The sequence below is a fragment of the Glycomyces tritici genome (genome assembly GCF_030403505.1).
The window spans coordinates 62,116-85,019 of sequence record NZ_JAUEMJ010000012.1 but is presented as its reverse complement, the minus strand read 5'-3'; the positions used below and the strand labels follow the sequence as shown (position 1 = coordinate 85,019).

Sequence of the window (22,904 nt, the reverse complement as noted above, 5' to 3'; positions counted from 1 at the left end):
GGTCGACGCGTCGCACACCAAGTGCGACGGCCGATAGTCGGCACAGCCCGGGCGTGTCGACCGGTCGGCACGCGTGTTCCGCCGTTCTGGCAGGCTGGAACGCATGTCGAACCGCCCCGAGACCGCGCTCGCCGAAGCACCGGCACTGCTCGCGCCCCGCGTCATCAGGCGCGAGATCTGGATCGTCCTCGCCCTGTCCCTGGGCGCGTCCGCGATCTGGTCGATCGTCGGCATCATCGGCACCCTCACCGAACCGGGCGGCCTCGCCGACAGCGTGCAGTCCATGAACTCGGCGAAGGCCGAGGCCGAACGCCCCTGGTACGACCTCTCGCGGCAGCTCGTCAGCCTCGTCCTCGCGATGGCGCCCGTCGCGCTCGCCCTGCACCTGCTGAGCCTCGACCGCGGGAACCCCTTCCGCGCCATCGGCCTCGACACCCGCCGCCCCGCCTTCGACCTCCTCAGCGGGGCCGGCCTGGCCGCGTGCATCGGCATCCCCGGCCTCGGCCTCTACCTCACCGCCCGCGCCCTCGGATTGAACGCCGAGATCGCCGCGGCGAACCTCAACGACGTGTGGTGGGCCGTCCCGATCCTCGTCCTGGCCGCGCTCAAGAACGCGGTCATCGAGGAGGTCGTCGGCCTCGGCTACCTCGTCACGCGCCTGCGCCAGCTCGCTTGGAGCCCGCTCGCGATCATCGTCACCCATGCCGTCCTCCGCGGCACCTACCACCTCTACCAGGGCTTCGGCGGGTTCGTCGGCAACATGGTCATGGGCGCCGTCTTCGCGGTGTTCTATCTCCGCTGGAAGCGCACCGGCCCTCTGATCTGGGCCCACACCCTCCTCGACATCGCCGCCTTCGTCGGATACCTCCTGGTCGCGCCCCACGTGAGCTGGCTCTGACCGACCCGAACCCGCTTGGGCGTTCCGGGACCGGACCGGTATGCTCTGTGCTTGGTACGTGCTCCGGCGCGTCCTGGAGGATTCGCATAGTGGCCTAGTGCGCCCGCCTGCTAAGCGGGTTTCGGGTGATACCCGATCATGGGTTCAAATCCCATATCCTCCGCCACATATGCAGGTTGACCTGCGAAAACAGTAGCCGACCGGTTCTTATGAGCCGGTCGGCTTCTTGCTGTGCCGGCCCGGTGGTGACCGCTGTCGTCCTTCGCTAAGGGTGCGCGAGAGTCACAGCCTACTTAGGACGAGCATGAGGCATTGACCGTGCGTCGACTCGTCCGTCTCGCCGGCGCCGCCCCAGCCCTCCCCGAACCTCGCCTTCAGGCCAGGTCGGATTGCCGTCGGCACCGCGTTTCAAGTGCGATCAAGCGCATATCCGCAGGTGAGTGGAGGTAGCGTAACCCTGGGGGTTGAAGCTCGTGGATAGGACGCATGAGGCGCAGAGCCGGTCGGCAACAACGGACCTGGATTACGCCGCGCTCTTCGAGGCGACACCGAGCCCGTGCGCGGTGCTCGGTCCCGATCTGGTGCTCGTCGAGGTCAACCGGGCCTATCTCAAAGCCGCCGGCCGCACGCGCGAGGACCTGCTCGGGCGATACCTCTTCGACTCATTCCCGGAGAACCGGGCCGATCCCAAGACGAACGGGATGGAGAACCTGAGAGCTTCACTTGACAAGGTCCTTCAGTCGCGGGAGCCGGACACGATGGCGCTGCAGCATTGTGAAATCCCAATGGGTCGGCCCGAAGTGGCCCAGAAGCGCTGGTGGTTGCCGGTCAACACGCCGATCCTGGGCCCGGACCGCGCAGTCAAGTGGATCGTCCTTCGGATGGACGACGTGACCCCGCTCATCAAGGCCATCGCCCCCGGTGACGAGCCGTCGATCGAGAGGGCGGCAGAGGAGACCGAGCTGTACGCGCGGGCTCTCGAGCTGAACCACCTCAACCAGGAACTGCGGCTGGCCCACATGCGCGAGCATGAAATGACGGTCACCCTGCAGCGGACCATGCTGATGACGCCGGACTTCGAGCACCACGACGACGTCGCGGTGCGTTACCTGCCCGCCGATGACTCGCTGGCCGTGTCGGGGGACTGGTACGACTTGATCGACCTGCAAGACGGCCGCTTTGCGCTGACGATAGGCGACGTCGTCGGGCACGGCCTGGAGGCCGCCGCGGTCATGGGCATGCTGCGAAGTGTGGTCAACGCCGCCGCCCGCACCTTGGAGCGGCCCGCTCAAGCCTTGGAGGTCCTGGGCCTGTTCGCCCGCTCGATTGAGGGGGCCATGAACACCACATCGATCAACGCGCTGGTGGACCCCGCCAGCCGGTTGATCACCTACACCAACGCGGGGCACCCGCCCCCTGTTCTGCTGCACTCGAACGGCGAGTGCGAGCTGCTGAACCAGGCCCTCGATCCGCCGCTGGGCGCTCGCCCCCAGCACGTGCCCTGCTCGCAGGCCGGGCGTTCCTACATCCCCGGCGATACCCTCGTGCTCTATACCGACGGGTTGATCGAGCGCCGCGGGGAGGACATCGACGTGGGGCTCGACCGCCTCATCACGACGTTGGGACGCCACAGCAACCACGATCCGGAAGTACTGGCCGACGCGCTGATGTCCGACCTCGGTGTGGGCAGCGGCCTCGCACGCGACGACATCGCCTTGATCGTCGTCGGGCTGTGACCGCCGATCGGCGCTGATGCTTGCCGAGCTCTTCCTTTGGACCGACTGGCTCAGGCGGAGCGTTTGTTCCGTCTGTCCGGATCGTCGGCAGCGACGGTGTGCACGGTCACATTATCTTTGCGGCGATCTGGCCCTGCCCGAAAAGACGAGGTGAAACCCGTACCTCCGTATGCCCACCGGAGGGGACAAATCAGGTAAGACACCGAGCAAGTAGATGGTGAGCGCTCTACCGCAACTTCCTGGCGAAGGCCGCAAGGCGATCGGTTCGTCTTGTAGTGCTCGCCGATCTGGAGTGGCTTGGAAATGGCCAACATCTCCGCTCGTACCTCCGATTCTACGTTTGGCCGGTGCAGAACCGGCAGATGAATGAAGGCGCACTCGGCCTCGCCCAGGGCGCCGTCCCCTCCATCCGAACGCGGGCCAGTTCGCGGGCCAGTGGGTCGCGTCGGCGGTCCAGCATCTGGTCTGCCCGGCTAGGAGCGGTCGTAGCAAGCGTCGCCTGGTTCCTCGGGGATGCCATGACTCCTGCGGCGACACTCGCTGGACGGCTCCGTGAGACCGCGGCACCCGCCATTGAGCGAGTCGAATGCTTGATCGCTTGGTCGTCCCGGCGACTCCAGCCCTGGACCGCCCGTTTGAAGTACGTCGCCGTCGTCGTCGCCGAGTCGGCGGGACCGGTGGTCGCAGAGGCCGCCGACCTGGGAAGGCGGCTGCTCGCCAAGGTTGTCGATCGATTCGGCATGCGGGTGACCGTCATGGGCGCGGCCACCGCGATATTCATCGGTTCCACCGGCAGCGCCGCGATGGCCATCAGCGGCCTGGGCACCCAACCTGCCGTGCAGCCGCATGTCGACGTCGTGGCCGCCGAGACCGCACTCTCCGAGGAGTCCGCAGCGGCGGCCGCCGAATCGATCGCGAACGACCAGCGTGCGGCGGCGGCCGCAGCTCAAGAAGCAGCCGAGCCCGAGCCTGTCGGTGGGCTCAGCGAGCTCCAGATGGCCAACGCCGTCGCCATCATCGAGGCCGGCAAGGACGAAGGACTCGACCAGAAAGCCTGGGCGATCGCGTTGGCGACCGCCATGCAGGAGTCCAAGTTCAAGAACTACGCGAATGTCAACGTCGCGGAGTCCTACAACTACGAGTACCAGGCCGAAGGCTCTGACCACGACTCGGTAGGACTCTTTCAGCAGCGGCCCTCTTCGGGCTGGGGCAGCGTCAAAGAGCTCATGGACCCGAAGACCTCGGCTTCCAAGTTCTACGACTCGCTCAAGCGGGTCGACGACTGGAGGGACATGCCCGTCACAACGGCGGCTCAGACCGTCCAGGTCTCGGCGTTCCCGGACGCCTATGCCCAGTGGGAAGACCTGGCCTGGGACATCATCGCCTCATACAACGCCAGCTGACGTCTCGCGCGCATTGCCGAGACTGATGCGAACCGAGGGCCCCTTCTTCTGCCGCCTGCACCTGGGTGCCCCTGCTTTCCCGGCCGTCTGTCGGCGACTCGCGAACAGGCTGATGCCTCGACCCGCCCCACGTTCGCTACGGCGTAGCGGGCGCGCGCTCCGCGTCAACGGCGTACCGGAAACGACCAGCGTTCGGGTCGGCAGGCCGATCCAATGCCACAGTTGCCGGCCCCGTCGAGTTGACGCAACTCAATGGTTGCGATAGCATCGCAACCCTGAGGTTGCGATCATTGGAGGCAGGCGATGGGATTTCCGGACAGCATCGAACGCACCGTGGAGCTCGCTCATCCGCCGGACCGGGTATGGGCCGCGCTGACGACCGCCGAGGGCCTGAGCGGCTGGTTCGGGTCCGAAGCGCGGATCGATCCGCGCCCGGGCGGGTCGGGGTGGATGCGTTGGCCCGGGGGCGAGACCGCCGACCTCCGCGTGGAGCGGGCAGAGAAGGCGAAGGTCTTCGGCTTCACCTGGCCGATCACCGGACTGCCCGAGGACGACCCGCGCCGCACCTATGTCGAGTTCACCCTCGAGCCGATCGCCGCGGGCACGCTGCTTCGCGTGGTCGAGACCGGATTCGCGCAGCTCCCCGAGAGTGCGCACCGCGAGGCGTTCGAAGGCAACGTCGAAGGATGGGCGATCGAGCTCGATGAACTCGTCGCATACCTCGATGCCTCCTGACGCCGAGGCGACCGCCGAGCAGGTCTTCATCGCGCTCGCCGACCCGACCCGGCGGGCCGTGCTGACCGAGCTGGCGTCCGGCGGTCCGGCCACCGTCACCGAACTCGCCGAGCGGTTGCCGATCACGCGCCAGGCGATCGCCAAGCACCTGGCACTGCTCGCCGAGACGGGTCTGGTGACGCCGGAACCGAGGGAGGGCCGCCGCGTGCGGTACCGGTTGCATTCCGCGCCGATGAAAGTCGCGCAGCAGTTCTTGGCCGCGATGGCCCGGGACTGGGACACGCGCCTGGACGCCCTGCAAGACCATCTGGACCGAACACCGGAGGACCCGTCATGAACCCTCAGTTCCGCGGAGGCCAGAACATCGCCATGAAGCTTCCGAAAGCGAAGTTCGAGGAGACCGTCGCCTTCTACCGGGACACACTGGGGATGGAGGTGGTCGACGAGAGCGCGGCCGGCATCGCATCCGGCGTGCAGCAGTGCGCGTCCGTCCAGTTCGGGCCGGTGAAACTCTGGCTCGACCGGGTCGACAACTACGCGAGCGCCGAACTCTGGCTGGAGCTGTTCACGGACGACGTGGAACAGGCCACCGGCCATCTGGCCGAGCACGGTGTGGAGCCTCAGGACGAGCTGGAGCCACTGCCGACCGGACTGAAGGCCCACTGGATCACCAACCCGGTCGGCATCCCGCACCTCGTACGGCGCGCCGACTGAAGGGACGCGACAGGGCCGCGCAGCGCACGCAGGCTGATGCGCCCGGGCGGCCTCGGTGTCGGTGAACCGGTGGCGCAGACACCGTCTTGACGATGCAGCAGGGGTGTGCCGACGCACGACGCGCAACGGCGACTGCTGCATCAGCTACCCCGACCCCGACCTGGCCGACCCCGGCCCCGAGCATTCGAGGACGCCGATGCCGGTCCGCGGGGTCAATGCGCGGGAACCGAGACGCAGACGAGCGTGGTGTCCTCAAGCGCCTCGACCTCGCCCGGTGTCCTCTCCGGGACATGGAGGAATTCGCCGGGGCCGACCCGCACCGCGGTCTCGCCGCTGCGAATCAGCAGCCGGCCGTGCACGACCACCCACATCTCCTCATAGGGGGCGGGGAGATCGGCGCGCTCGCCGCGGCCGAAGCGGGCCGAGTACGCGCTCAGCGGGCCTCCTTCGGCCTGCTCCACCGCAGGGGTGATGGAGATCCGGCGGTCGCCGAAGCGCAGTGTTCGGTCGTTCTCCTCCGTGTCGAAAATGCGAACGAGTCCATCGGCCATGGTCGATCACCTCTCAGATCGTGTCGGTCGGTTCAGGGTGCCTTGCGGGCCGGCTAGGTCGAGGAGGCGGGGCCAGGTCCGGCAGGGGTTTCGGCCTCCCGCCCAGCGGCCGGAACCTACTGTGCTGCAGGCAGCGTCTGGAAACCAGGGACCGGCAATCGGCCATGGCGGTCGCGAGCGGAACAGAAGATGATTGAACGGCGATATCAGGAGGACGGGAAGGGCGCAGCCATGGGGTTCGAGGCCGACGGACAGCGACCGTGGTGCCGGCACCACGCGATGTGGACCTGCGGGCCGCCGTCTGCATCGAGGTCACGACGGCTCTGGGAACATCCGTGACCGTGTTGCCGATCGCCGGCGTGCGGCGTTGCGGCGCAGTCGTTCGCATCATCGAGGAGGTCGGCAGGTGACGTACCTGGCCATCGTGCGGCACGGTCAGACCGAATGGAACCGCATCGGGGTCTTCACCGGTTGGGCCGATGAAGGGCTCACCGAGCAGGGGCACCGCGACAGCAGGGCCGCCGGGATCGCTCTGGCCGAGACCGGCGTCCAGTGGGACACCGTCTACGTTTCCACGCTGCGCCGGTCGGCGGAGACCGCGGCCGTGGCGGTGGCCCAGTTCGGGCACCGCCCGGCGACGCACTTCGTCGACTGGCGCATCAACGAACGGCATGTCGGCGACCTGGAGGGCGCGCGGCGTGTCGATCTGGCTGCAGTGCACGGCGCGGACCGGGTGGCGCAGTGGCGGTGGGGCTTCGACCACCGCCCGCCGCTCATGGACGTCGACGACCCGCGCCAGGCCGTGCACCGGTCGCGCCACCCCGAGCTCGGCATGTCGATTCCCCGCGGTGAGTCGCTCGCCGATGTCATGGCGCGGGTGCGGCCGTGGCTCGCCGAAGCACGGGAAGCCGTTGCGGCGTCGGCCAACGTCGTGGCCTTCACCCACGGCACGACGTTCCGTGCCATCCGGGCGCTGGTCGAGGGCGTTGCACCGAAGGACGTGCACCGGATGCAGCCGCCCAATGGCGGTATCGCGATGTACCAGATGTCCGAGCACCGGCTGCTGCCCGTGGCGGCAGCCCCGATTGATCCGGCGGAACGCTGACGTTCGACCGTGACGAGGGCGGAGCCGACGAGGAGCCGGCGGCTGCCCGGATCGCTATGAGAGCCAGACACAGTGCCGGCAGACGTGCGTTTCAGGGGCGGCCGCGACTGTGGGCCGCGGCCGCCCGGGCTTCATCTGAGGGTCCAGCGCTGGTTGGCGCCGCCGTTGCAGGTCCAGAGGACGAGCGGAGTGCCGTTGGCGGTGGCCGCGCCGCTGGCGTCCAAGCAGAGTCCGTTGTGGACGTTGGTGATGGTGCCGTTCGCGTTCACGTTCCAGCGCTGGTTGGCGCCGCCCGAGCAGTCCCAGACCACGGCCTTGGTGCCGTTGGTCGTGCCCCAGCCCGAGGCGTCGAGGCATTTGCCGCCGACCCTCAGTTCGCCTGCGGCGGTGCGGGTGAACGCCTGGTTGGCGCGCTGGTTGCAGTCCCACAGCTGCGCCTGGGTGCCGTTCGCGGTGGCGGCGCCGGGGAGGTCGGCGCAGCGGTTGGAGGCGGCGCCGACGATCGCGGTGGTGCCCGCCTGCTGACCGGTGAGGCCGAAGAAGCGGAGGGTCTCGGTGATCGGGTGGGGGATGTTGTGGGCCTGGTCGCCCATGCTGATCGCCTCGACGAGCGCCTGGCCGCCGGTGCCGCCGTAGCGCGTGCGGGTCCAGTTCGCCTGCGGGGCGTCGGTGTAGTCGGCGACCTGGTCGGTGCCGTTCACGTTGGTCCACTGGTCGATCTGCTCTTGGAAGTTCGGGTAGCGCAGCACGTCGTCGTTGACGCCGTGCCACAACTGCATCCGCGGCCACGGCCCGGTGTAACCGGGATTGGCGTTGCGGACCGCGTCGCCCCACTGCTGCGGCGTGCGGTTGATCCGGCCCTCCGAGCACTCGGAGTTCCATTCCGAGCCGTTGCCGGTCGCGAAGCAGGTGTAGGGCACCCCGGCGAACGCCGCGCCGGCCTTGAAGACCTCGGGGTAGACCCCGAGCAGGACGTTGGTCATCATCGCGCCGGAGGAGACGCCGGCGGCGAAGACGCGGTTCCGGTCGGCCCCGTAGTTGGCGATGACATGGTCGACCATCGACTTGATGCTGACGGAGTCGCCGCCGGTGCCCGAGAGCGAGGCCTGGGACGCGACGTCGAAGCACTTGCTGGCGCGGGTCACCGAGGGGTAGATGACGATGAAGCCGTACTGGTTCGCCTGCTCGTCGAATTGCGAGCCGTTGTAGAAGTCGGGGCCGGAGCCGCCGCACCAGTGGTTGCCGACCACGATCGCGGGGTTCGCGGTGACGTTGTCGGGCACGTACAGGTACATGCCGAGGTTGCCGGGGTTGCTGCCGAAGCCGCTGATCTGGGTCAGCTGCGCGGCGTAGGCGGGTCTGGGGCCGGACAGTGCGAGGAGCGCGGCCGTGATCGCGATGATCAGGGCCAGTGCCGTCGCCGTCGTGCGGCGCCATCGGAGGGCAGCTGCCATGAAGGCTTCCTTGTCTCGAGGTGGCGGTGCAGGCCGGGCGGCCTGCGCCGTGCGTGTCGGTGTCGGAAGTGGATGGCGCGAGTGCGCCGCCCGGCCGCGGGTTCGGCGGCCCGGCCGGTGCTCGGCGCCGCCGGTCAGACGCGGGTCCACTTCTGGTTGTCGCCGCCCCAGCAGCTGTAGAGCTGGACCGGGGCGCCGTCGGAGGAGCTGTAGACGTCCAGGCACGCGTTCGCGTACCCGGCGCTGCGGATCGTCCCGTCGGAGCCGAACGTCCACTTCTGGCCCGAAGTGTTGGCGCACGCGTTGATCTGCACCTGCGTGCCGTTGCTCCCCGAGGTCGTCTCGAGGCACTTGCCGAGGACCCGCAGTTCTTGCGCCGCAGTGTAGGTGAACTGCTGGTTCGAGCCTTCGTGGCAGGTGTAGAGCTGGACCTTCGCGCCGTTGGCGGCGTTGCCGCCGGGCACGTCGATGCACTTCCCGGCCGAGTTGCTGCGCAGCATGTCGGTCCAGGTGCCGTTGCCGGAGCCGTCGGGGGCGACGGCCTTGCCGGTGGCCGGGGAGATCATCCCCGTGCACAGCCCGCGTGCGCGCAGGTCGGCGGCGATCTGCGGGATCGCGTCGAGCGTGCTCTGGTACAGGTCGTGCATGAGGACGACGCCGCCGTTCTGGACGCTGCGGACGTTCTGCACGATCTGCGCGCTGGTGGTGGCGGAGTTCCAGTCGAACGAGTCGACGGTCCAGAGGATCTCGGTGAGCCCTTGCTGGTTCGCGATGGACTTGACCGTGGCGTTGGTGGCGCCGTACGGCGGCCGGAACAGGGTCGGGGTGATGCCGGTGGCCTGCCGTATCGCCTGCTGGGCGCTGGAGATCTCCTGGGCGATCTGGGTGGTGTTCAGCTTGGTGAGGTCGGTGTGGGTCTGCGTGTGGTTGGCGATCCACATGCCCGCGTTGACTTGTGCGCGGGCGAGCGCGGGGTTGGCGGCGACCTCGCGCCCGACGTTGAACATGGTCGCCCGGAGGCCGTTGGCCGTCAGGGTGTTGAGCAGCCTGGTGGTGGTGCTCGAGCGGGGTCCGTCGTCGAAGGTCAGCGCGACGTAGCCGTTGCAGGTCTGCGCCTGTGCCGGGGCGGCGGCGACGAGCATGACGGCGGCGGTGCCGATGGCGATGACGAGGGCGGACAGGGCGGCGATGAGCGTGCTCATGCGACTTCGCATGATCGGCCTCCTTGGGGTGTCGCCAGGAGGCGCCGGGCGGCGGGTGCCGGCGGCGTCCCGGGCCTGCAATTATCCGGTCCCGATCCGCTGGAGGACAAGGGTTCCAGCCGCCAAAACATCGATATACATAAATTCATATGCGGCCGGTCGGGGAACGGGCGGCGAGTGGGAGGCGAGCGGCGGCACGTCGATCGGAGGGACGGGCCGACCGCGGTCGCCCCCGCCTCGTCCTCTATAGCGAAGCCCCGCCGGTCTGCAGGACCGGCGGGGCCGTCGGCGTTCGGCGAATAGTGCTATCAGGACGGTGTTATCGCCTGGGTGAAGAGGTCGTTGCCGTCCAGGTCCTTCAGGGTCACCTCGCACACCTCGGTCTCGGCGTCGATGAACACCTCGCCGAAGAACTGGTACCCCACGGCCGGGTTGGTGTTGGCGGCCGGCGGCGGCTTCTGGAAGACCACCTGCGGACCGAAGGTCGCGTCGAGGCGGCCGGGCCCGAACGAGCCCGCGTTCAGCGGCCCGGAGACGAACTCCCAGAACGGGTCGAAGTCCTGGAACGCGGCGCGGTCGGGGCTGTAGTGGTGGGCGGCGGTGTAGTGGACGTCGGCGGTCAGCCACACCAGGTTGCGGATGCCGCCGCGGTGGCAGTGGGCGAGGACGTCGGCGATGTCGGTCTCGCGTCCGAGCGGGGCGCCGTTGTTCCGCTGGGCGATGCCCTCGTAGATGTTGGTGCCGTCGCCGATGATCAGGCCGATCGGCAGGTCGGCGGCGATGATCTTCCACGTGGCGGTCGAGGCGGCGAGTTCGGTCTTGAGCCATTCGCGCTGCTCGTCGCCGAGGAGCCGACCGCCCTCGGGGGCGTTGTTGGCGCCGTTGGCGTCCTTGTAGGTGCGCATGTCGAGCACGAACAGGTCCATCAGCGGCCCGTAGGCGATCTTGCGGTAGATCCGCCCGTCCGGGTTGAGCCCGACCGCGCCCGGCGTGTACTCGGCGAACGCCTGGCGCGCGCGGGAGGCCAGCACGTCGACCCGCTTCTCGGTGTACTCGGGCAGGTCCAGGATCTCGCCGGGGTACCAGTTGTTGACCACTTCGTGGTCGTCCCACTGGTTCACCATCGGGACCTTCGCGAGGTAGTCGCGGAGGTTCTCGTCGATGAGGTTGTACTGGAACTGGGCCCGGAACTCCTGGAGGGTCTCGGCCACTTTGGACTTGCCCTCGGTGGTGACGTTGCGCCAGACCGTGCCGTCCGGCTGCACGACCTCGGCCTTGATCGGGTTGTCCGCGTAGATGAAGTCGCCCGAGCACAGGAAGAAGTCGGGTTCGGACGCCGCCATGGTGTCGAAGATCCGGTAGCCGCCCAGATCGGGGTTGATGCCCCAGCCCTGGCCGGCGAGGTCGCCCGACCACTGGAAGCGGATGTCGGCCGGCTCGTCCGAGGCGGTCGTGAACGAGCCCTCGAGCGGCGCCGAGCAGTGGTCGGCCGCGGCGGTGATCCGGTAGTGGTAGGTGCGGCCCGGCTGCAGCCCGTTCAGGCGGAGCTTCCCGGTGAAGTCGGTCGCCTCCGTGAGGACCGGGCCGGTGATCGTCCTGGCGTGCTTGAAGTCCGGGCGCTTCGCGAGCTCGACCCGCATCTGCGAGCTCCGGTCCGCCCGCGTCCACACGACCGCGCCGCGGTCGCCGACGTCCCCGGACTGGACGCCGTGCGTCAACTGCGGCCGGGAGGCCGCGAACGAGATCCCTGGCGTACCGAGCGCGATCGCGCTCCCGGCCCCTGCGGCCAGCATTCGACGTCGGTTCAAACGCACAGCAGTGCCCCTTTCACGTGGAGTCCGCGCCGCGGCGGCGACGCATAGCAGTACAGACGCAACCGGTTCGGAGAAAGGTTGCACCGATCAGGTCCGATCGGACAGCGCGCCCGAACGCCGGCGGTCCCGGGCAGCGGCGGTCTCTTCGGCGCCGATCGGTCGATACGATCGGCCCCACCCCTGAACCGCATCGAGATCGGACCGACGATGGACCAAGAGGACCCGCCCGACGATCCGATCGAGGACGCGATGGCGCGGGGCCGGTTCGCGAACGTGCGCCGCGAGGGCGACACCGTGGTGCGGCACCCGACCGTGGGCAACTCGGGTTCCCTTGCGCTGCTGCGGCATTTCGAGGGCCAGGGCTGCGCACTCACCCCGAGGGTGCTCGAGGCGTCCGAGCGGCACGAGCGGCTCTCCTACATTCCGGGCAACACCGGCTATCCGCCGCTGACCGAGGCCCTGCGGTCCGAGGAGGCGCTCGTGTCGGTGGCGCAGGCCGTCCGCACGGTCCACGACCTCTCGGCGTCCTTTGCCGGGCGCGGGGACTTCGCATGGCATCCGCTCGAGACCTGCCGGCCCGTCCGGGACGCGTCGATCATCGGGCACGGCGACCTGGCCCCGTGGAACATCGTGTTCGAGGGCACCGAGGTCAAAGGCATCATCGACTGGGACGCGGCCGGGCCGATGACCCGGTCCTGGGACATGGCCTACCTCGCGCACCAGTTCGTGCCGTTCCACTCGGGCGGGGACATCTCGAACTGGGGATGGGACCGCCCGCCGGACCGGCGGGCCCGGCTCGCGCTCCTGTGCGAGGCCTACGGCGGGCTCGACCCGGAGGACGTCGTGGACGACGCGATCCTGCGGCTGCACTCGACCGGCGTGTTCCTGCGGCATCGCATCAAGGCCGGCGACCCGCACTTCGAGGCGCAGCGCCGCGAACGGCACGATCGGGGCTTCATAACGGCCGCCGCGAAACTGGCGGCGCACCGCGATGCCCTGCTGGGCTAGTGCACCCGGGGAACCGGCCCCGACTCACTCTGACGGGCGGGCCACCGTGATGAGGAAGACCGCGTCCTCGAGCACGTCCAGGTCGTACTCGTCGACGTCGGGGACGGGGATGAGGTCGAAGGGGACGCCCGTGGTGGACTCGCCGTTCGCGGTCAGGCGGACGCGACCGCGGATGACCAGGAAAGTGGTCTCGCCCGGGTTGGGGTTGTCGTCCAGGACCGCGCCGCGGTTGAGGGCGACGAGGGTCTGGCCCAGGAGCCGCCCGCTGCCGCCGTACACCGTCTTCCCCGCCCTGCCGGAGGGCGAGCCCGCGGCGGCCCGCACCAGTTCCTCTACAACGGTTCCTTCTGCGCTGATCTGCATAGGCCGATGCTAAGGCGCTAGCACAGTTCACGTTGCCGTACGCGCAAATCGTTGGAACCTCGGCATCGCCGCCGGCCCTCGACGGCTCGCATGCGCGTTCGTATCATTCTTCGCGGGCACCGGAAATCCCCTCCCGCGCAGGTGCAACACGAACTGAGGAGCAGCGATGAGCAGCGAAGCCACACCCCGACTGATCGAGCTGCGGTCCGGGCCGCAAGACCGGCGGTTCGACGGCATCGGGGCGGTCAACGGCGGCGGCGCGACCTCGGCGCTGTTCAAGGACTACCCGGAGCCGCAGCGCAGCCAGATCCTGGACCTGGTGTTCGCGCCGCGATTCGGCGCGTCGGTCAGCGCCATGCTCGTCGAGGTCCCCGGCGACGGCAACTCGACGCAGGGCTCCATGCCCAGCCACATGCACACGCCTGACGACCTCGGCACCCACCGCGGCTACACCTGGTGGGTGATGCGGGAGGCCAAGCGCCGCAACCTGAACCTCAGCCTGGACGCCGTCGCCTGGAGCGCGCCCGGCTGGATCGGCGACGGCGAGTACTGGTCGCAGGACATGGCCGACTACTACGTCTCCTGGGTGCAGATCCTGCGCGACGCGCACGGCCTCGAACTCGACGCCATCGGCTGCCGCAACGAGAAGGGCGTGAGCATCCCGTTCGCCAAGCAGCTCAAGGCCTCCCTCGACAAGGCCGGGTTCGGGTCGGTCGCGTTGCACGCCTTCGACAACTGGACGAGCGACAAGTTCGACTTCATCGAGGACCTGCAGCGCGACCCCGAAGCGGCCCGAGCGATCGACGTGCTCGGCGGCCACGTCATGTACGGCGGCGAGGGCTCCGGCTCGTCCCCCGAAGTGCGCGCGTGGTCCGAGGCCACCGGCAAGCCGATCTGGAACACCGAGGACCACGTCTACCGGCCCGGCTTCGACTGCCTCATCGGCATCGTCGAGTGCTTCAACGAGAACTACCTGCTCCACGGAGCCACGAAAGTGGTGCTCTGGTACGACATCGCGGGGGTCTACCCGGTCGAGCCCTACCCGGAGGAGCCGGCGATGGTCGTCGCCCGCGAACCGTGGAGCGGCCACTACACCGTGCGCGAAGCACTCTGGGGATACGCCCATTACGGACAGTTCACTGAGCTCGGCTGGACCTACCTGCACGACGCCTCGACACTCCTGGACGGCGGCGGCAGCGTCGTCGCCCTCCGCTCCGAGACGGGCGACTACAGCCTCATCGCCGAGACCAAGGACGCCGAGGGCCCGCAGCGGCTGCACCTGCGCATCGGCGACGGCCTCGCCGACACACCGGTCACCGTGTGGCGCAGCACCGCCGAGGAACAGTTCATCCACATCGGAGACATCACTCCCGTGGACGGCGCGTTCGACGTCGAACTGGCGCCCGACGCCGTCTACTCCCTGTCGACCACCACCGGCCAGCGCAAGGGCGGCTTCGAGGACGTGCCGGCGAGCCGGCCGTTCCCCTTCCCCTACCGGGACACCTTCGACGGCTACGCCGACCCCGCCGCGCGCGGGCTCCTGCCGCGCTACACCGCCGACATCGCAGGCGCCTTCGAACTCGCGCCCGACCCCGACGGCCGCGGCACGCTCGTGCGCCAGGCCGTACCGCACGCGCCGCACTCGTGGTCGCCGGACTGGCTGCCGTACACCATCATCGGCGACGAGCACTGGGACGACTACGAGGTCGGCGTCCGCGTGCGGCTCGAAGCGGGCGAGACCGCGGCCGTCATGGGCCGGGTCAACCACGTCGGCACCGGCTACGGGTTCGTTCCCAAGTGCTACCTGCTCGAGCTGTCCGCCGACGGGACCTGCCGGCTCGCGCTCGTGAACGGCAAGGAGGACAAGGCCGAGCTCGTCGGCGACGCCGAGCAGCAGGCCATCATCGCCGCCGCGAACGACCGCGACCCCGGCGGCGAACGCACCCTCGCCTCGGCCGCGCTCGACGCGCCCGGCCCGCGCTGGCACCGGTTGGCCCTGCGCTTCGAAGGCACCCGCATCACCGGCCTCGTGGACGGCGAACCGGTCCTGACCGCCGAGGACGCCACCCACGCGCACGGCATGGCGGGCCTGCTCGCGCGCGCCGGGTCCGCTTACAGCACCGCGAGTTTCGCGGACCTGGTCGTCAAGGACATCGGCGCGGACGACCCCGAGCCCTTCACCGACGCGGCGCAGCCCCTCTACTAGCGGCGTCCACGAGCCCGGTCGACTGCGCCGGCAACGACACCGGCGTGGAACGGTCCGGCAGCGGCACTCCACTCGCGAAGCGCGGCCCCGGCTCCCCAGGAGCCGGGGCCGCCGCGCGTCGGAGACGGGTTCATCACTGATGGAGAAAGTTTCTGCAATCGGTTGCACGGTAGGTCTTGACCCTGGGAAAGCCCTTTCCCTACACTCATTGACATCTATCGATCTATCCTTCGCGAAGGAGCAACCACCAGATGAGAAGAACCGTCACCCGAAGTATCGCCGCGGTGATCGCCACCGCGGCCGTGGTCGCCGCAGGCGTCGCCCTGTCGATCACCCACGCCTCGGCGGCAACCGGCGGCGTAACCGGCTACGCCACCCAGAACGGCGGCACCACCGGCGGCGCCGGCGGCGCCACGGTCAAGGCCACCACCGGCACGCAGATCAACCAGGCCCTGTGCAACCGGGCCAGCGCCAGCACCCCGATCACCATCCAGGTCGAGGGCACCATCAACCACGGCAACACCAGTGACGTCTCCGGCAGCAGCTGCGACGTCGGCGCCACCCTCATCGACCTCAAGGAGGTCAGCAACGTCACCATCGTCGGCGTCGGCTCCGGCGCCGTGTTCGACCAGATCGGCATCCACATCCGGTCATCCAGCAACATCATCCTGCAGAACCTGACGATCAAGAACGTCAAGAAGTCCGGCTCGCCCACCTCCAACGGCGGCGACGCCATCGGCATGGAGTCCGGCGTGCGCAACGTCTGGGCCGACCACCTCACCCTCGAGGCCTCAGGCGGTGAGGCCGAAGGCTACGACGGCCTCTTCGACATGAAGGACGACACCAAGTACGTCACGCTCTCCTACAGCATTCTGCGCAACTCCGAGCGCGGCGGCCTGATCGGCTCCAGCGAGACCGACACGTCGAACAGCTTCATCTCCTACCACCACAACCTCTACCAGAACCTCAACTCGCGCGTGCCCCTGCTGCGCGGCGGCACCGCCCACGTCTACAACAACCACTACGTCGGCATCGTCGAGTCGGGCATCAACTCCCGCGCCGGCGGCAAGGCCAAAGTGGACAACAACTACTTCGAGGACTCGAAGGACGTGCTCGGCACCTTCTACACCGACGAGCGCGGCACCTGGCAGACCAGCGGCAACATCCTCGACAACGTGACCTGGTCCAGCCAGGGCAGCGAGAACTACCCCGCCGGCCCCGCCATGGCCTCCACCACCACGGTGAGCATCCCCTACGGCTACGCGCTCGACAACGCCTCCTGCGTCCCGCAGATCGTGGCCAAGACCGCCGGCGCGAACAAGGGCAACCAGGTCTCCGACGGCAGCTGCAACGCGCAGACCCCGTCCCAGAACCCGACGACCCCCACCACCAGCCCGACCACCGGCCCGACCGACCCCGGCACGACCAACCCGCCCGGCGGCGCCAACCTCGCCATCGGCGCCGGCGCCGACGGCTCCAGCAAGGCCAGCGGCACGAGCTTCGGCAACGTCGTCGACGGCAGCATGAGCACCTACTGGTCGCCCTCCGGCACCACCGGCCGCGTCTCCGTCAAATGGGGCTCCGCGCAGACCATCGACACGGTCAACATCCGCGAAGCCGCAGGCAGCGAAGGCAACATCGACAACTGGCAGGTCGTGAACAACGCGACCGGCGCCGTCCTCGCCTCCGGCACCGGGGCGGGCGTGATCACCTTCACCGCCGTCTCCACGACCAAGATCAACTTCGTCATCACCAGTGCGAGCGGCACGCCCCGCGTCGCCGAATTCGAGGCCTACGCCTGACCCCCGGCACACCCCGCGCGGCTTCGCCCCGCGCGGGGTGTCTTCCCTGTCACGCCCGACCCGAACCGCAGTACTGGCCCCGTGACCTGCGACGTTGATACAGTCGCAGGAGTGTTCGCGGGGCTGCCGCGTCCGCGGGATCGGGGGAACGGTGCAACAGGACGAGCTCGACGGGCTGCCGCTCGAGGGACGCGCCCGCTATGCGGTGCTCGGCGTCCTCCAGCGGGCCCGGAGTCTGCGCCTCGACTGGGTCGACGCCGCCTCCGACCTGGAGGGCGGCTCGGATGCGGCGGGCTGGCCGGGGGCGCTCGCCGGGGTCTTCGACGAACTCGGCTCCGATGCGGCCCTGCGCGCGTGGGAGTGGGGCTGGATGCCGCGGGAGGCCTTGAGCGCCTTGCGGAAGTCCCTGAGTCCTGAGGCGGTGCAGGCGGGCGCGGTGATGATGCGCGGCCAGCTGGCGCGGTACCGGGACCTGCAGTTGAGCGACCGCTGGAACGTGCAGCGGGAGGAGCTCGCCGCGATCGCCCCGTTCGCGGGTGTCGCCAAGGCGAGTGCGGGCCTGGGCCGGTGGGACCGGATCGTCCTGTGGGGCGCGGTCCTGGAGGCGCTCGACTTCCTCAGTGGACTCCCGAAGATCCCGAAGGTCGAGCCGCTGCCGGGCGACCTGCTCATCACGCACGGCCTGGGCGTGGCGGAGTCCTCGCGCATCTACGAGAAGATCCGGGCGCTGCTGGCGAAGGCGGAGTCGACGGACTCCGACGCGGAGGCCGAGGCGTTCACGGCCAAGGCGCAGCAGCTCATCGCCCGCCACAGCATCAACGAGGCGCTCCTTGCCGAAGCGGGGCACGGGAAGCGGGACCCCGAGGCGCTGCGCGTGATCATCGAGCGCCCGTACGAGCAGCCCAAGTCGGAGCTGCTGGCGCAGATCGCCGACGCCAACCACTGCCGTTCGGTGTACTGGCCCGACGGGGGTTTCACCACGCTCATCGGCGACCGCGCGGACCTGCGCTCAGTCGAGCTGCTCTTCAACTCCCTGCTGGTGCAGGCGACTTCGGCGATGACCCGGGTCGGCTCCGTATCGGCCAAGCGCGGGAAGTCCCAGACCCGCTCGTTCCGCCAGTCGTTCCTGGCGTCCTTCGCCATGCGCATCGGCGAGCGCCTCCGCGAGTCGGCCGCCGACACCGAGCGCGAGTACGCGGAGGAGACCGGCACCGACCTCGTTCCCGTGATGCGCCAACGCGACCAGCGCGTGGACTCCCGCACGGAGGAGCTCTTCCCCCGCTTGAAGTTCGGGCGCTCCACCCGGATCACGAACTACGAGGGGCACCTCGCGGGCCTGGCCGCGGCCGACGCCGCCCGCCTGACCGCCCCGGAACCGATCACCCGCCGCTGAACGGACACCGCGACGAGGCCCCCGGCGCGCGGCGCCGGGGGCCTCGCCGCCGGTTCTCAGCGCTGGTGCGTGCGGCGGGGGCGGCCGTTGGCGTGGATGAGGTCGCAGTGGTCGAGCCGCCAGCCGTGCCGGGTCGCCCGGAAGGTGAGGGTCATGGCCTGGTGGGCGGGGCCGTTCTCGACCATGGCGACGATCTCGGCCGATTCCCGGGTGGGGAAGTCGGCGCGGACGACCCGGACCCGGCGGAACCTGGTGGGGACGCGGCGCCTGACTCTGGTGAAGGCCTGCCATCCGGCGTCGGTGGCGAAGAGGCGGGCTTCGGCGGCGGATTTGCGTCCGGTGAGGACGTTCAGGAAGAAGGTCGAGTACGAGACGGCCTGGCGGGGCGGGAATCGGTTCGGCAGGTCGCTGAAGTCATTGCGGCACTTCATGGTCTCTCCAGGAAATCGATGGCGGGTCTCGGTTTCGAAGGAGAATCTATTCATCACTTTGGGTGAAGTCAAGCGCACCTGCAGTGACCATCCGGCGTTGGGCGCGTGGCGGTTGTGGGATCTGCACGAGGTCACTTGGCCACGGCTGCTTCGTAAGCGACAGGAGCGCGACGTTGCAGCGGGCGGTCTGCGGAATCCTACAAAAACCAGACAGTCCGCCGTGGCGTGTCGCGTGAAGGGGCCGGGCCGGTCGCCGCGAATGCGGTGACCGGCCCGGTATTCAGTTGTGTCTTGACCCTCGGATTCAGCCTTTGATGGCGCCGGTGAGGACGCCGGAGGTGAAGTAGCGCTGGAGGAACGGGTAGACGATGAGGATCGGCACGGTGGCGAGGACGATGACGGCCATCTGGAGGGTGACGCCGGGCGGGGGCGGGGCGTCGGGGGTGACGGTCGCTCCGGGGATGGCGACGCCGGCGAGGACGTACTGCTGGAGCACGACCTGGATGGGCCACTTCTCGGAGTCGTTGATGTACAGCAGCGCGTTGAAGTAGGTGTTCCAGTAGCCGACGGCGTAGAACAGGCCCATCACGGCGAGCACGGGCTTCGACAGGGGCAGGACGATCTGGAGGAAGATCCGCCATTCGCCGGCGCCGTCGATGCGGGCCGCTTCGATGAGTTCCTCGGGGAGTCCTTGGAAGAAGTTCCTGATGACGATCATGTTGAAGGCCGAGATGAGGCCGGGGATGATCAGGGACCAGGTGGAGTCGAGGAGCCCGAGGTACTTGATGAGCATGAAGTTGGGGATGATGCCGGCGCTGAAGAACATGGTCGCGAGGATGCCGATGAGCACGGCTTTCGCGCCGGGCACTTGGCGGGTGCGGGCCAGGCCCCAGGCGAGCATCGAGGTCGCCGCGAGCGACAGGATCGTGCCGACCACGGTGATGAACAGCGAGTTGGACAGGCCCCGGGTGACGGTGCCGCCGTTGAAGATCGCCCGGTAGGCGTCGAGCGAGTACTCGGTCGGGAAGACCACGCCCGCCCGCGCCTGCTCGGGGGCGGCGAAGCTCATCGCGATGACGTAGAGCAGCGGGTAGATCATGGTGATGACGATGCAGACGATGACGATCGCCTTGATCGCCCTGACCCCCACCGAGGGCGGGTTCATCCATGGTGGACGGCTGGCGGTTGCGGTACCCATCAGAAGATCCCCTCTCCGCCCATCTTCTTGGCGAGCTTGTTGGCCGACAGGACCAGGACGGTGCCGATGATGCCCTTGAGCAGGCCCGCGGCGGTGGCGATGCCCCATTGGCCGCCGAGCACGCCCCGGAAGTAGACGAAGGTGTCGAGCACTTGCGCGGCTTCGGCGCCGACCATGGGCTGCTGGAGCAGGAGCTGCTCGAAGCCGACGGTGAGGATCGAGCCGATGTTGAGGATGAGCAGGAGGGTGGCGACCGGGACGAGCGCGGGCAGGGTGATGTGCCAGGTGCGCTGCCAGCCGGAGGCGCCGTCGATGGCCGCCGCCTCGTACCGCTCGGAGGGGATGCCGGCGATGGCGGCGAAGAAGATGATGGTGCCCCAGCCGGCGTCCTTCCAGATGTTCTGGGCGACGACGAGGAACTTGAAGTTGTCGGCGTCGGTCATCATGTCGAAGCCGGGCATGCCGAACCCGTCGAGGATGCCGGCGACGAGTCCGCCGCCGCCGACGACCTGCTGCCACACCGAGATGACGATGACCCAGGAGAGGAAGTTCGGCAGGTAGACGATGGTCTGCACCAGCCGTTTGACCTTCTCCGACAGGAGCGATTGCAGCAGGAGCGCGAGGGCGATCGGGGCCGGGAACGCGAAGGCCAGCTGCAGGAACGCGATGATGAGCGTGTTCTGCAGGGCGGTGAGGATCTCGGGGTCGGTCCAGATCGCGGTGAAGTTCGCGAGGCCGACCCAGGGCGAGCCCTCGATGCCGCGGAACGGCGAGTAGTCCTGGAACGCGACGACGTTGCCCGCCATGGGCACGTACATGAAGACCAGGAAGAACGCGGCGCCGGGGATGATGAACGTGTACGACCAGCGTTCACGCCAGATCCGCTGGCGCAGTGTGAGGGTGCGCGGTGCGGCGGCGGGCGCGGACGGCCCCGGGGCCCGCTCAGTGCGGGTCCCGGGGCCGGCGTCCGTGGTGTTCACGCTCACTTGCCCGCGTCCTTGAGCGCCTGGGTGTACTCGTCCTTGACCTGCGTGCCCCCTTGGGCCATGTAGTTGGAGACGAAGGACTCGAGGTCGTCGACGCTCTCGCGGCCGGTGATGACGCCGGTCTCGAAGTCGGTCCACAACTGCTTGAGCTGCGCGCCTTTGGTGACGAAGGTCTGCGAGGCGGATTCGAGCCCTTCGAGGGGGCGCGCGATCGAGTTCTGGGCCAGGGCCTCCATGACCGCGACGAACGAGTCGGCCCACGGGGCCGCCTTCGGGTGGAGGCGGTACGAGTTGTCGCCGGAGGTGAGGCCGACGTACTGCACGCCGAGCTCGGTGATGTTGTCCATGTTCGTGACGGGCATGCCGAACTCGTCGAACTCGTAGTGGCGCCCGGGCTGGCCGGAGGCGACGAACAGGGCCTCTTCGGAGCCGAACGGGGCCGAGAAGTAGTCGAGGACGTTGAGGATCTCGGTGAGCCGGTCCTCGTCCTCGGCGGCCTTGGCGGACACGCAGGTCGACTTGCCGTAGGGGATGTTGCGGACGACGAGCTGCGCGGAGCCGTCGAAGCCGGGCATGTCGAAGAAGTCGTACGTCGCGCCCGGGAGGTCGGCCTCCCACTGGGACAGGCCGGTCGCGCCGATGGCCCCGCCGACCGGGTCGTAGCGCAGGGCCGCGCCGGAGACGATGTCGGTCGGCGTGGGGGACATGGAGACCGGGTCGAAGATGCCCTCGGCCCAGGCGCGGGCGAGCCACTCGAGCATCATCTTGTAGTTCTCGGTCTGGACCATGTGGACCAGGTCGCCGTCGCCGTTCAGCTGCCATTCGGGGCCGGTCTTGAACAGGCGCTGGAACATCGAGACGGTCCCGGGGTGGGCGTCGAACTTGTTGAGCCCGTAGACCTTCTGGCCGCCGGGGCCCGATCCGAGCGCCGAGACCTCCTTGAGCATGGTGAACAGCTCGTCGGCGTCCTTGGGGGCGCGGCCGATCGAGGTCTGGTCGACCAGGTCGGTGCGCATCGTCGGGAGGTTCGTGAGGTTCCAGACGATCGAGGGGATCTGGTAGATGCGGCCGTCCTTCAGGCTGGCCTGCCAGATCTCCTCTTTGCGGGCGGCCAGGTTGGGCCACTTGAGGATGTTGTCGCCCGAGAGGGCCTCGGAGAGGTCGGCGAACGCGCCGTCGCGGATGCCCTGCAGGTTCACCGCGGACTGGTCGTTGACGAAGACCAGGTCGGGGACGTCGCCGGAGGCGAGCATGGTCGCGAACTTCTGGTCGAACACCGGCTGGGGGACGAACTGCGGCTCGAAGCTGACGCCGAGGCGCTCGTTGAGCTCCTGCCAGTACGGGTTCTCGTCCAGGGGCTTGGAGGGGTCGCCCCAGGTGAGCTGGAAGCTGGTGACCGTGCCGCCGGAGCCGGGTTCGCGCTCGACCGACTTGAAGTAGGTCTTCGGGTACTCGGTGTAGACGTTCTCCATGCCGGGCGTCTCGGTCGAGTAGTACGGCTGGACGTCCAGGTCCGGGGCCGGCTGGAACGTCGGCATGTCGTAGTCGCCGCCCGTGGCGCCGCCTCCGGCGCTGCCGGAGCAGGCGGCGGTCGAGCCGAGCGCGGTGGCTGCGGCGGCGGCGCCGGCCGCGCCGAGGAGCTTGCGGCGAGAGAGTTCGGCCATGAGGGGCCTCCTTAGATCAACGTTGATACAGGGGTGAGGGATGAGGCTGCCGTGAAGGTTAATTCGGCAGTCGGTGCGGGAGTCCTGCCGGGTGCCGCACCAGGTCGCCGGGGAGATAACGCTATCACCAGAGATGGAAATCAGTCAATGATTCGCGTTGCGGATTCTCGGCTCCCGGCGAGTGGTTTTCGATTGCGGCGCAACGTATTCCCAGCATGATGCCAATTCGTTGCCAAAGCCG

General features: G+C 68.7%; 20 protein-coding genes and 1 tRNA gene. 12 read left to right on the top strand and 9 right to left on the bottom strand.

The features are described 5' to 3' along the window. The first annotated feature begins 103 nt into the window (after positions 1-103). From QWI33_RS26325 to QWI33_RS26295, 7 genes are all read left to right on the top strand, one after another. Complete coding sequence (locus QWI33_RS26325) at positions 104-898, top strand: CPBP family intramembrane glutamic endopeptidase (protein WP_289958149.1); 795 nt, start codon at positions 104-106, stop codon at positions 896-898. Positions 899-973: 75 nt separating this feature from the next. Next, positions 974-1,064: transfer RNA gene (locus QWI33_RS26320), tRNA-Ser, on the top strand. A 298-nt stretch (positions 1,065-1,362) separates the two neighbouring features. Beyond that, a complete protein-coding gene (locus QWI33_RS26315; protein WP_353895476.1) occupies positions 1,363-2,634 on the top strand; it encodes a PP2C family protein-serine/threonine phosphatase in 1,272 nt (423 codons plus the stop codon). Positions 2,635-3,269: 635 nt separating this feature from the next. After that, positions 3,270-4,037: a hypothetical protein gene (locus QWI33_RS26310; RefSeq protein WP_289958148.1), complete on the top strand. Its 768-nt coding sequence runs from the start codon at positions 3,270-3,272 to the stop codon at positions 4,035-4,037. A 303-nt stretch (positions 4,038-4,340) separates the two neighbouring features. Continuing rightward, entirely contained in the window at positions 4,341-4,772 is a 432-nt protein-coding gene (locus QWI33_RS26305) for an SRPBCC domain-containing protein (RefSeq protein ID WP_289958147.1), read from the top strand. Further along, positions 4,762-5,109 carry an ArsR/SmtB family transcription factor gene (locus QWI33_RS26300; RefSeq protein ID WP_289958146.1) on the top strand — a complete coding sequence of 116 codons (348 nt, stop codon included), beginning with the start codon at positions 4,762-4,764 and terminating at the stop codon, positions 5,107-5,109. The genes QWI33_RS26305 and QWI33_RS26300 overlap by 11 nt, the downstream gene beginning before the upstream one ends. Further along, positions 5,106-5,486 carry a VOC family protein gene (locus QWI33_RS26295; RefSeq protein WP_289958145.1) on the top strand — a complete coding sequence of 127 codons (381 nt, stop codon included), beginning with the start codon at positions 5,106-5,108 and terminating at the stop codon, positions 5,484-5,486. The genes QWI33_RS26300 and QWI33_RS26295 overlap by 4 nt, the downstream gene beginning before the upstream one ends. 212 nt (positions 5,487-5,698) lie before the next feature. On the opposite strand, the gene QWI33_RS26290 is transcribed toward QWI33_RS26295, so the two are convergent. Further along, a complete protein-coding gene (locus QWI33_RS26290) occupies positions 5,699-6,037 on the bottom strand; it encodes a cupin domain-containing protein (protein WP_289958144.1) in 339 nt (112 codons plus the stop codon). A gap of 406 nt (positions 6,038-6,443) precedes the next feature. On the opposite strand from QWI33_RS26290, the gene QWI33_RS26285 reads away from it, so the two are divergent. Further along, the gene (locus QWI33_RS26285; RefSeq protein ID WP_289958143.1) at positions 6,444-7,142 is read left to right on the top strand and encodes a 2,3-bisphosphoglycerate-dependent phosphoglycerate mutase; all 699 of its coding nucleotides are present in this window, start codon (positions 6,444-6,446) and stop codon (positions 7,140-7,142) included. 131 nt (positions 7,143-7,273) lie between these two features. Here QWI33_RS26285 and QWI33_RS26280 read toward each other — a convergent pair whose 3' ends face one another. The 3 genes from QWI33_RS26280 to QWI33_RS26270 form a co-directional block, all read right to left on the bottom strand. Then, complete coding sequence (locus QWI33_RS26280; protein WP_289958142.1) at positions 7,274-8,596, bottom strand: extracellular catalytic domain type 1 short-chain-length polyhydroxyalkanoate depolymerase; 1,323 nt, start codon at positions 8,594-8,596, stop codon at positions 7,274-7,276. A 134-nt stretch (positions 8,597-8,730) separates the two neighbouring features. Next, entirely contained in the window at positions 8,731-9,810 is a 1,080-nt protein-coding gene (locus tag QWI33_RS26275) for a polysaccharide deacetylase family protein (protein WP_289958141.1), read from the bottom strand. A 296-nt stretch (positions 9,811-10,106) separates the two neighbouring features. Further along, entirely contained in the window at positions 10,107-11,591 is a 1,485-nt protein-coding gene (locus QWI33_RS26270; RefSeq protein ID WP_353895495.1) for an alkaline phosphatase D family protein, read from the bottom strand. Between the two features lie 228 nt (positions 11,592-11,819). Between QWI33_RS26270 and QWI33_RS26265 the strand changes: the two genes are divergently transcribed. Continuing rightward, complete coding sequence (locus tag QWI33_RS26265) at positions 11,820-12,620, top strand: phosphotransferase (protein ID WP_289958139.1); 801 nt, start codon at positions 11,820-11,822, stop codon at positions 12,618-12,620. A 24-nt stretch (positions 12,621-12,644) separates the two neighbouring features. On the opposite strand, the gene QWI33_RS26260 is transcribed toward QWI33_RS26265, so the two are convergent. Continuing rightward, complete coding sequence (locus tag QWI33_RS26260) at positions 12,645-12,983, bottom strand: cupin domain-containing protein (protein WP_289958138.1); 339 nt, start codon at positions 12,981-12,983, stop codon at positions 12,645-12,647. A gap of 166 nt (positions 12,984-13,149) precedes the next feature. Between QWI33_RS26260 and QWI33_RS26255 the strand changes: the two genes are divergently transcribed. The 3 genes from QWI33_RS26255 to QWI33_RS26245 all read left to right on the top strand — a co-directional run bounded on the left by QWI33_RS26255 (position 13,150) and on the right by QWI33_RS26245 (position 18,384). After that, positions 13,150-15,189 carry a glycoside hydrolase family 30 protein gene (locus QWI33_RS26255; protein WP_289958137.1) on the top strand — a complete coding sequence of 680 codons (2,040 nt, stop codon included), beginning with the start codon at positions 13,150-13,152 and terminating at the stop codon, positions 15,187-15,189. 251 nt (positions 15,190-15,440) lie between these two features. Next, positions 15,441-16,991, top strand: a complete 1,551-nt coding sequence (locus tag QWI33_RS26250) for a pectate lyase family protein (RefSeq protein WP_289958136.1) — start codon at positions 15,441-15,443, stop codon at positions 16,989-16,991. 151 nt (positions 16,992-17,142) lie between these two features. Next, positions 17,143-18,384: a DUF2786 domain-containing protein gene (locus tag QWI33_RS26245; RefSeq protein ID WP_289958135.1), complete on the top strand. Its 1,242-nt coding sequence runs from the start codon at positions 17,143-17,145 to the stop codon at positions 18,382-18,384. Between the two features lie 56 nt (positions 18,385-18,440). On the opposite strand, the gene QWI33_RS26240 is transcribed toward QWI33_RS26245, so the two are convergent. The 4 genes from QWI33_RS26240 to QWI33_RS26225 all read right to left on the bottom strand — a co-directional run bounded on the left by QWI33_RS26240 (position 18,441) and on the right by QWI33_RS26225 (position 22,663). Next, a complete protein-coding gene (locus QWI33_RS26240; RefSeq protein ID WP_289958134.1) occupies positions 18,441-18,815 on the bottom strand; it encodes an Rv3235 family protein in 375 nt (124 codons plus the stop codon). 304 nt (positions 18,816-19,119) lie between these two features. Continuing rightward, a complete protein-coding gene (locus QWI33_RS26235; protein WP_289958133.1) occupies positions 19,120-20,013 on the bottom strand; it encodes a carbohydrate ABC transporter permease in 894 nt (297 codons plus the stop codon). Then, complete coding sequence (locus tag QWI33_RS26230; protein ID WP_289958132.1) at positions 20,013-20,999, bottom strand: ABC transporter permease; 987 nt, start codon at positions 20,997-20,999, stop codon at positions 20,013-20,015. The genes QWI33_RS26235 and QWI33_RS26230 overlap by 1 nt, the downstream gene beginning before the upstream one ends. After that, positions 20,996-22,663 (bottom strand): extracellular solute-binding protein, encoded by a 1,668-nt coding sequence (locus tag QWI33_RS26225; protein ID WP_289958131.1) that lies wholly within the window; start codon positions 22,661-22,663, stop codon positions 20,996-20,998. Before QWI33_RS26225 ends, QWI33_RS26230 begins: the two co-directional genes overlap by 4 nt. Positions 22,664-22,904 lie beyond the last annotated feature (241 nt).

Bases quoted from the DNA above. Each gene is read 5' to 3' on its own strand.
- QWI33_RS26325 (WP_289958149.1), top strand. From the start codon at position 104: ATGTCGAACCGCCCCGAGACCGCGCTCGCCGAAGCACCGGCACTGCTC.
- QWI33_RS26305 (WP_289958147.1), top strand. From the start codon at position 4,341: ATGGGATTTCCGGACAGCATCGAACGCACCGTGGAGCTCGCTCATCCG.
- QWI33_RS26300 (WP_289958146.1), top strand. From the start codon at position 4,762: ATGCCTCCTGACGCCGAGGCGACCGCCGAGCAGGTCTTCATCGCGCTC.
- QWI33_RS26295 (WP_289958145.1), top strand. From the start codon at position 5,106: ATGAACCCTCAGTTCCGCGGAGGCCAGAACATCGCCATGAAGCTTCCG.
- QWI33_RS26290 (WP_289958144.1), bottom strand. From the start codon at position 6,037: ATGGCCGATGGACTCGTTCGCATTTTCGACACGGAGGAGAACGACCGA.
- QWI33_RS26280 (WP_289958142.1), bottom strand. From the start codon at position 8,596: ATGGCAGCTGCCCTCCGATGGCGCCGCACGACGGCGACGGCACTGGCC.
- QWI33_RS26275 (WP_289958141.1), bottom strand. From the start codon at position 9,810: ATGCGAAGTCGCATGAGCACGCTCATCGCCGCCCTGTCCGCCCTCGTC.
- QWI33_RS26270 (WP_353895495.1), bottom strand. From the start codon at position 11,591: ATGCTGGCCGCAGGGGCCGGGAGCGCGATCGCGCTCGGTACGCCAGGG.
- QWI33_RS26265 (WP_289958139.1), top strand. From the start codon at position 11,820: ATGGACCAAGAGGACCCGCCCGACGATCCGATCGAGGACGCGATGGCG.
- QWI33_RS26260 (WP_289958138.1), bottom strand. From the start codon at position 12,983: ATGCAGATCAGCGCAGAAGGAACCGTTGTAGAGGAACTGGTGCGGGCC.
- QWI33_RS26255 (WP_289958137.1), top strand. From the start codon at position 13,150: ATGAGCAGCGAAGCCACACCCCGACTGATCGAGCTGCGGTCCGGGCCG.
- QWI33_RS26250 (WP_289958136.1), top strand. From the start codon at position 15,441: ATGAGAAGAACCGTCACCCGAAGTATCGCCGCGGTGATCGCCACCGCG.
- QWI33_RS26240 (WP_289958134.1), bottom strand. From the start codon at position 18,815: ATGAAGTGCCGCAATGACTTCAGCGACCTGCCGAACCGATTCCCGCCC.
- QWI33_RS26235 (WP_289958133.1), bottom strand. From the start codon at position 20,013: ATGGGTACCGCAACCGCCAGCCGTCCACCATGGATGAACCCGCCCTCG.
- QWI33_RS26225 (WP_289958131.1), bottom strand. From the start codon at position 22,663: ATGGCCGAACTCTCTCGCCGCAAGCTCCTCGGCGCGGCCGGCGCCGCC.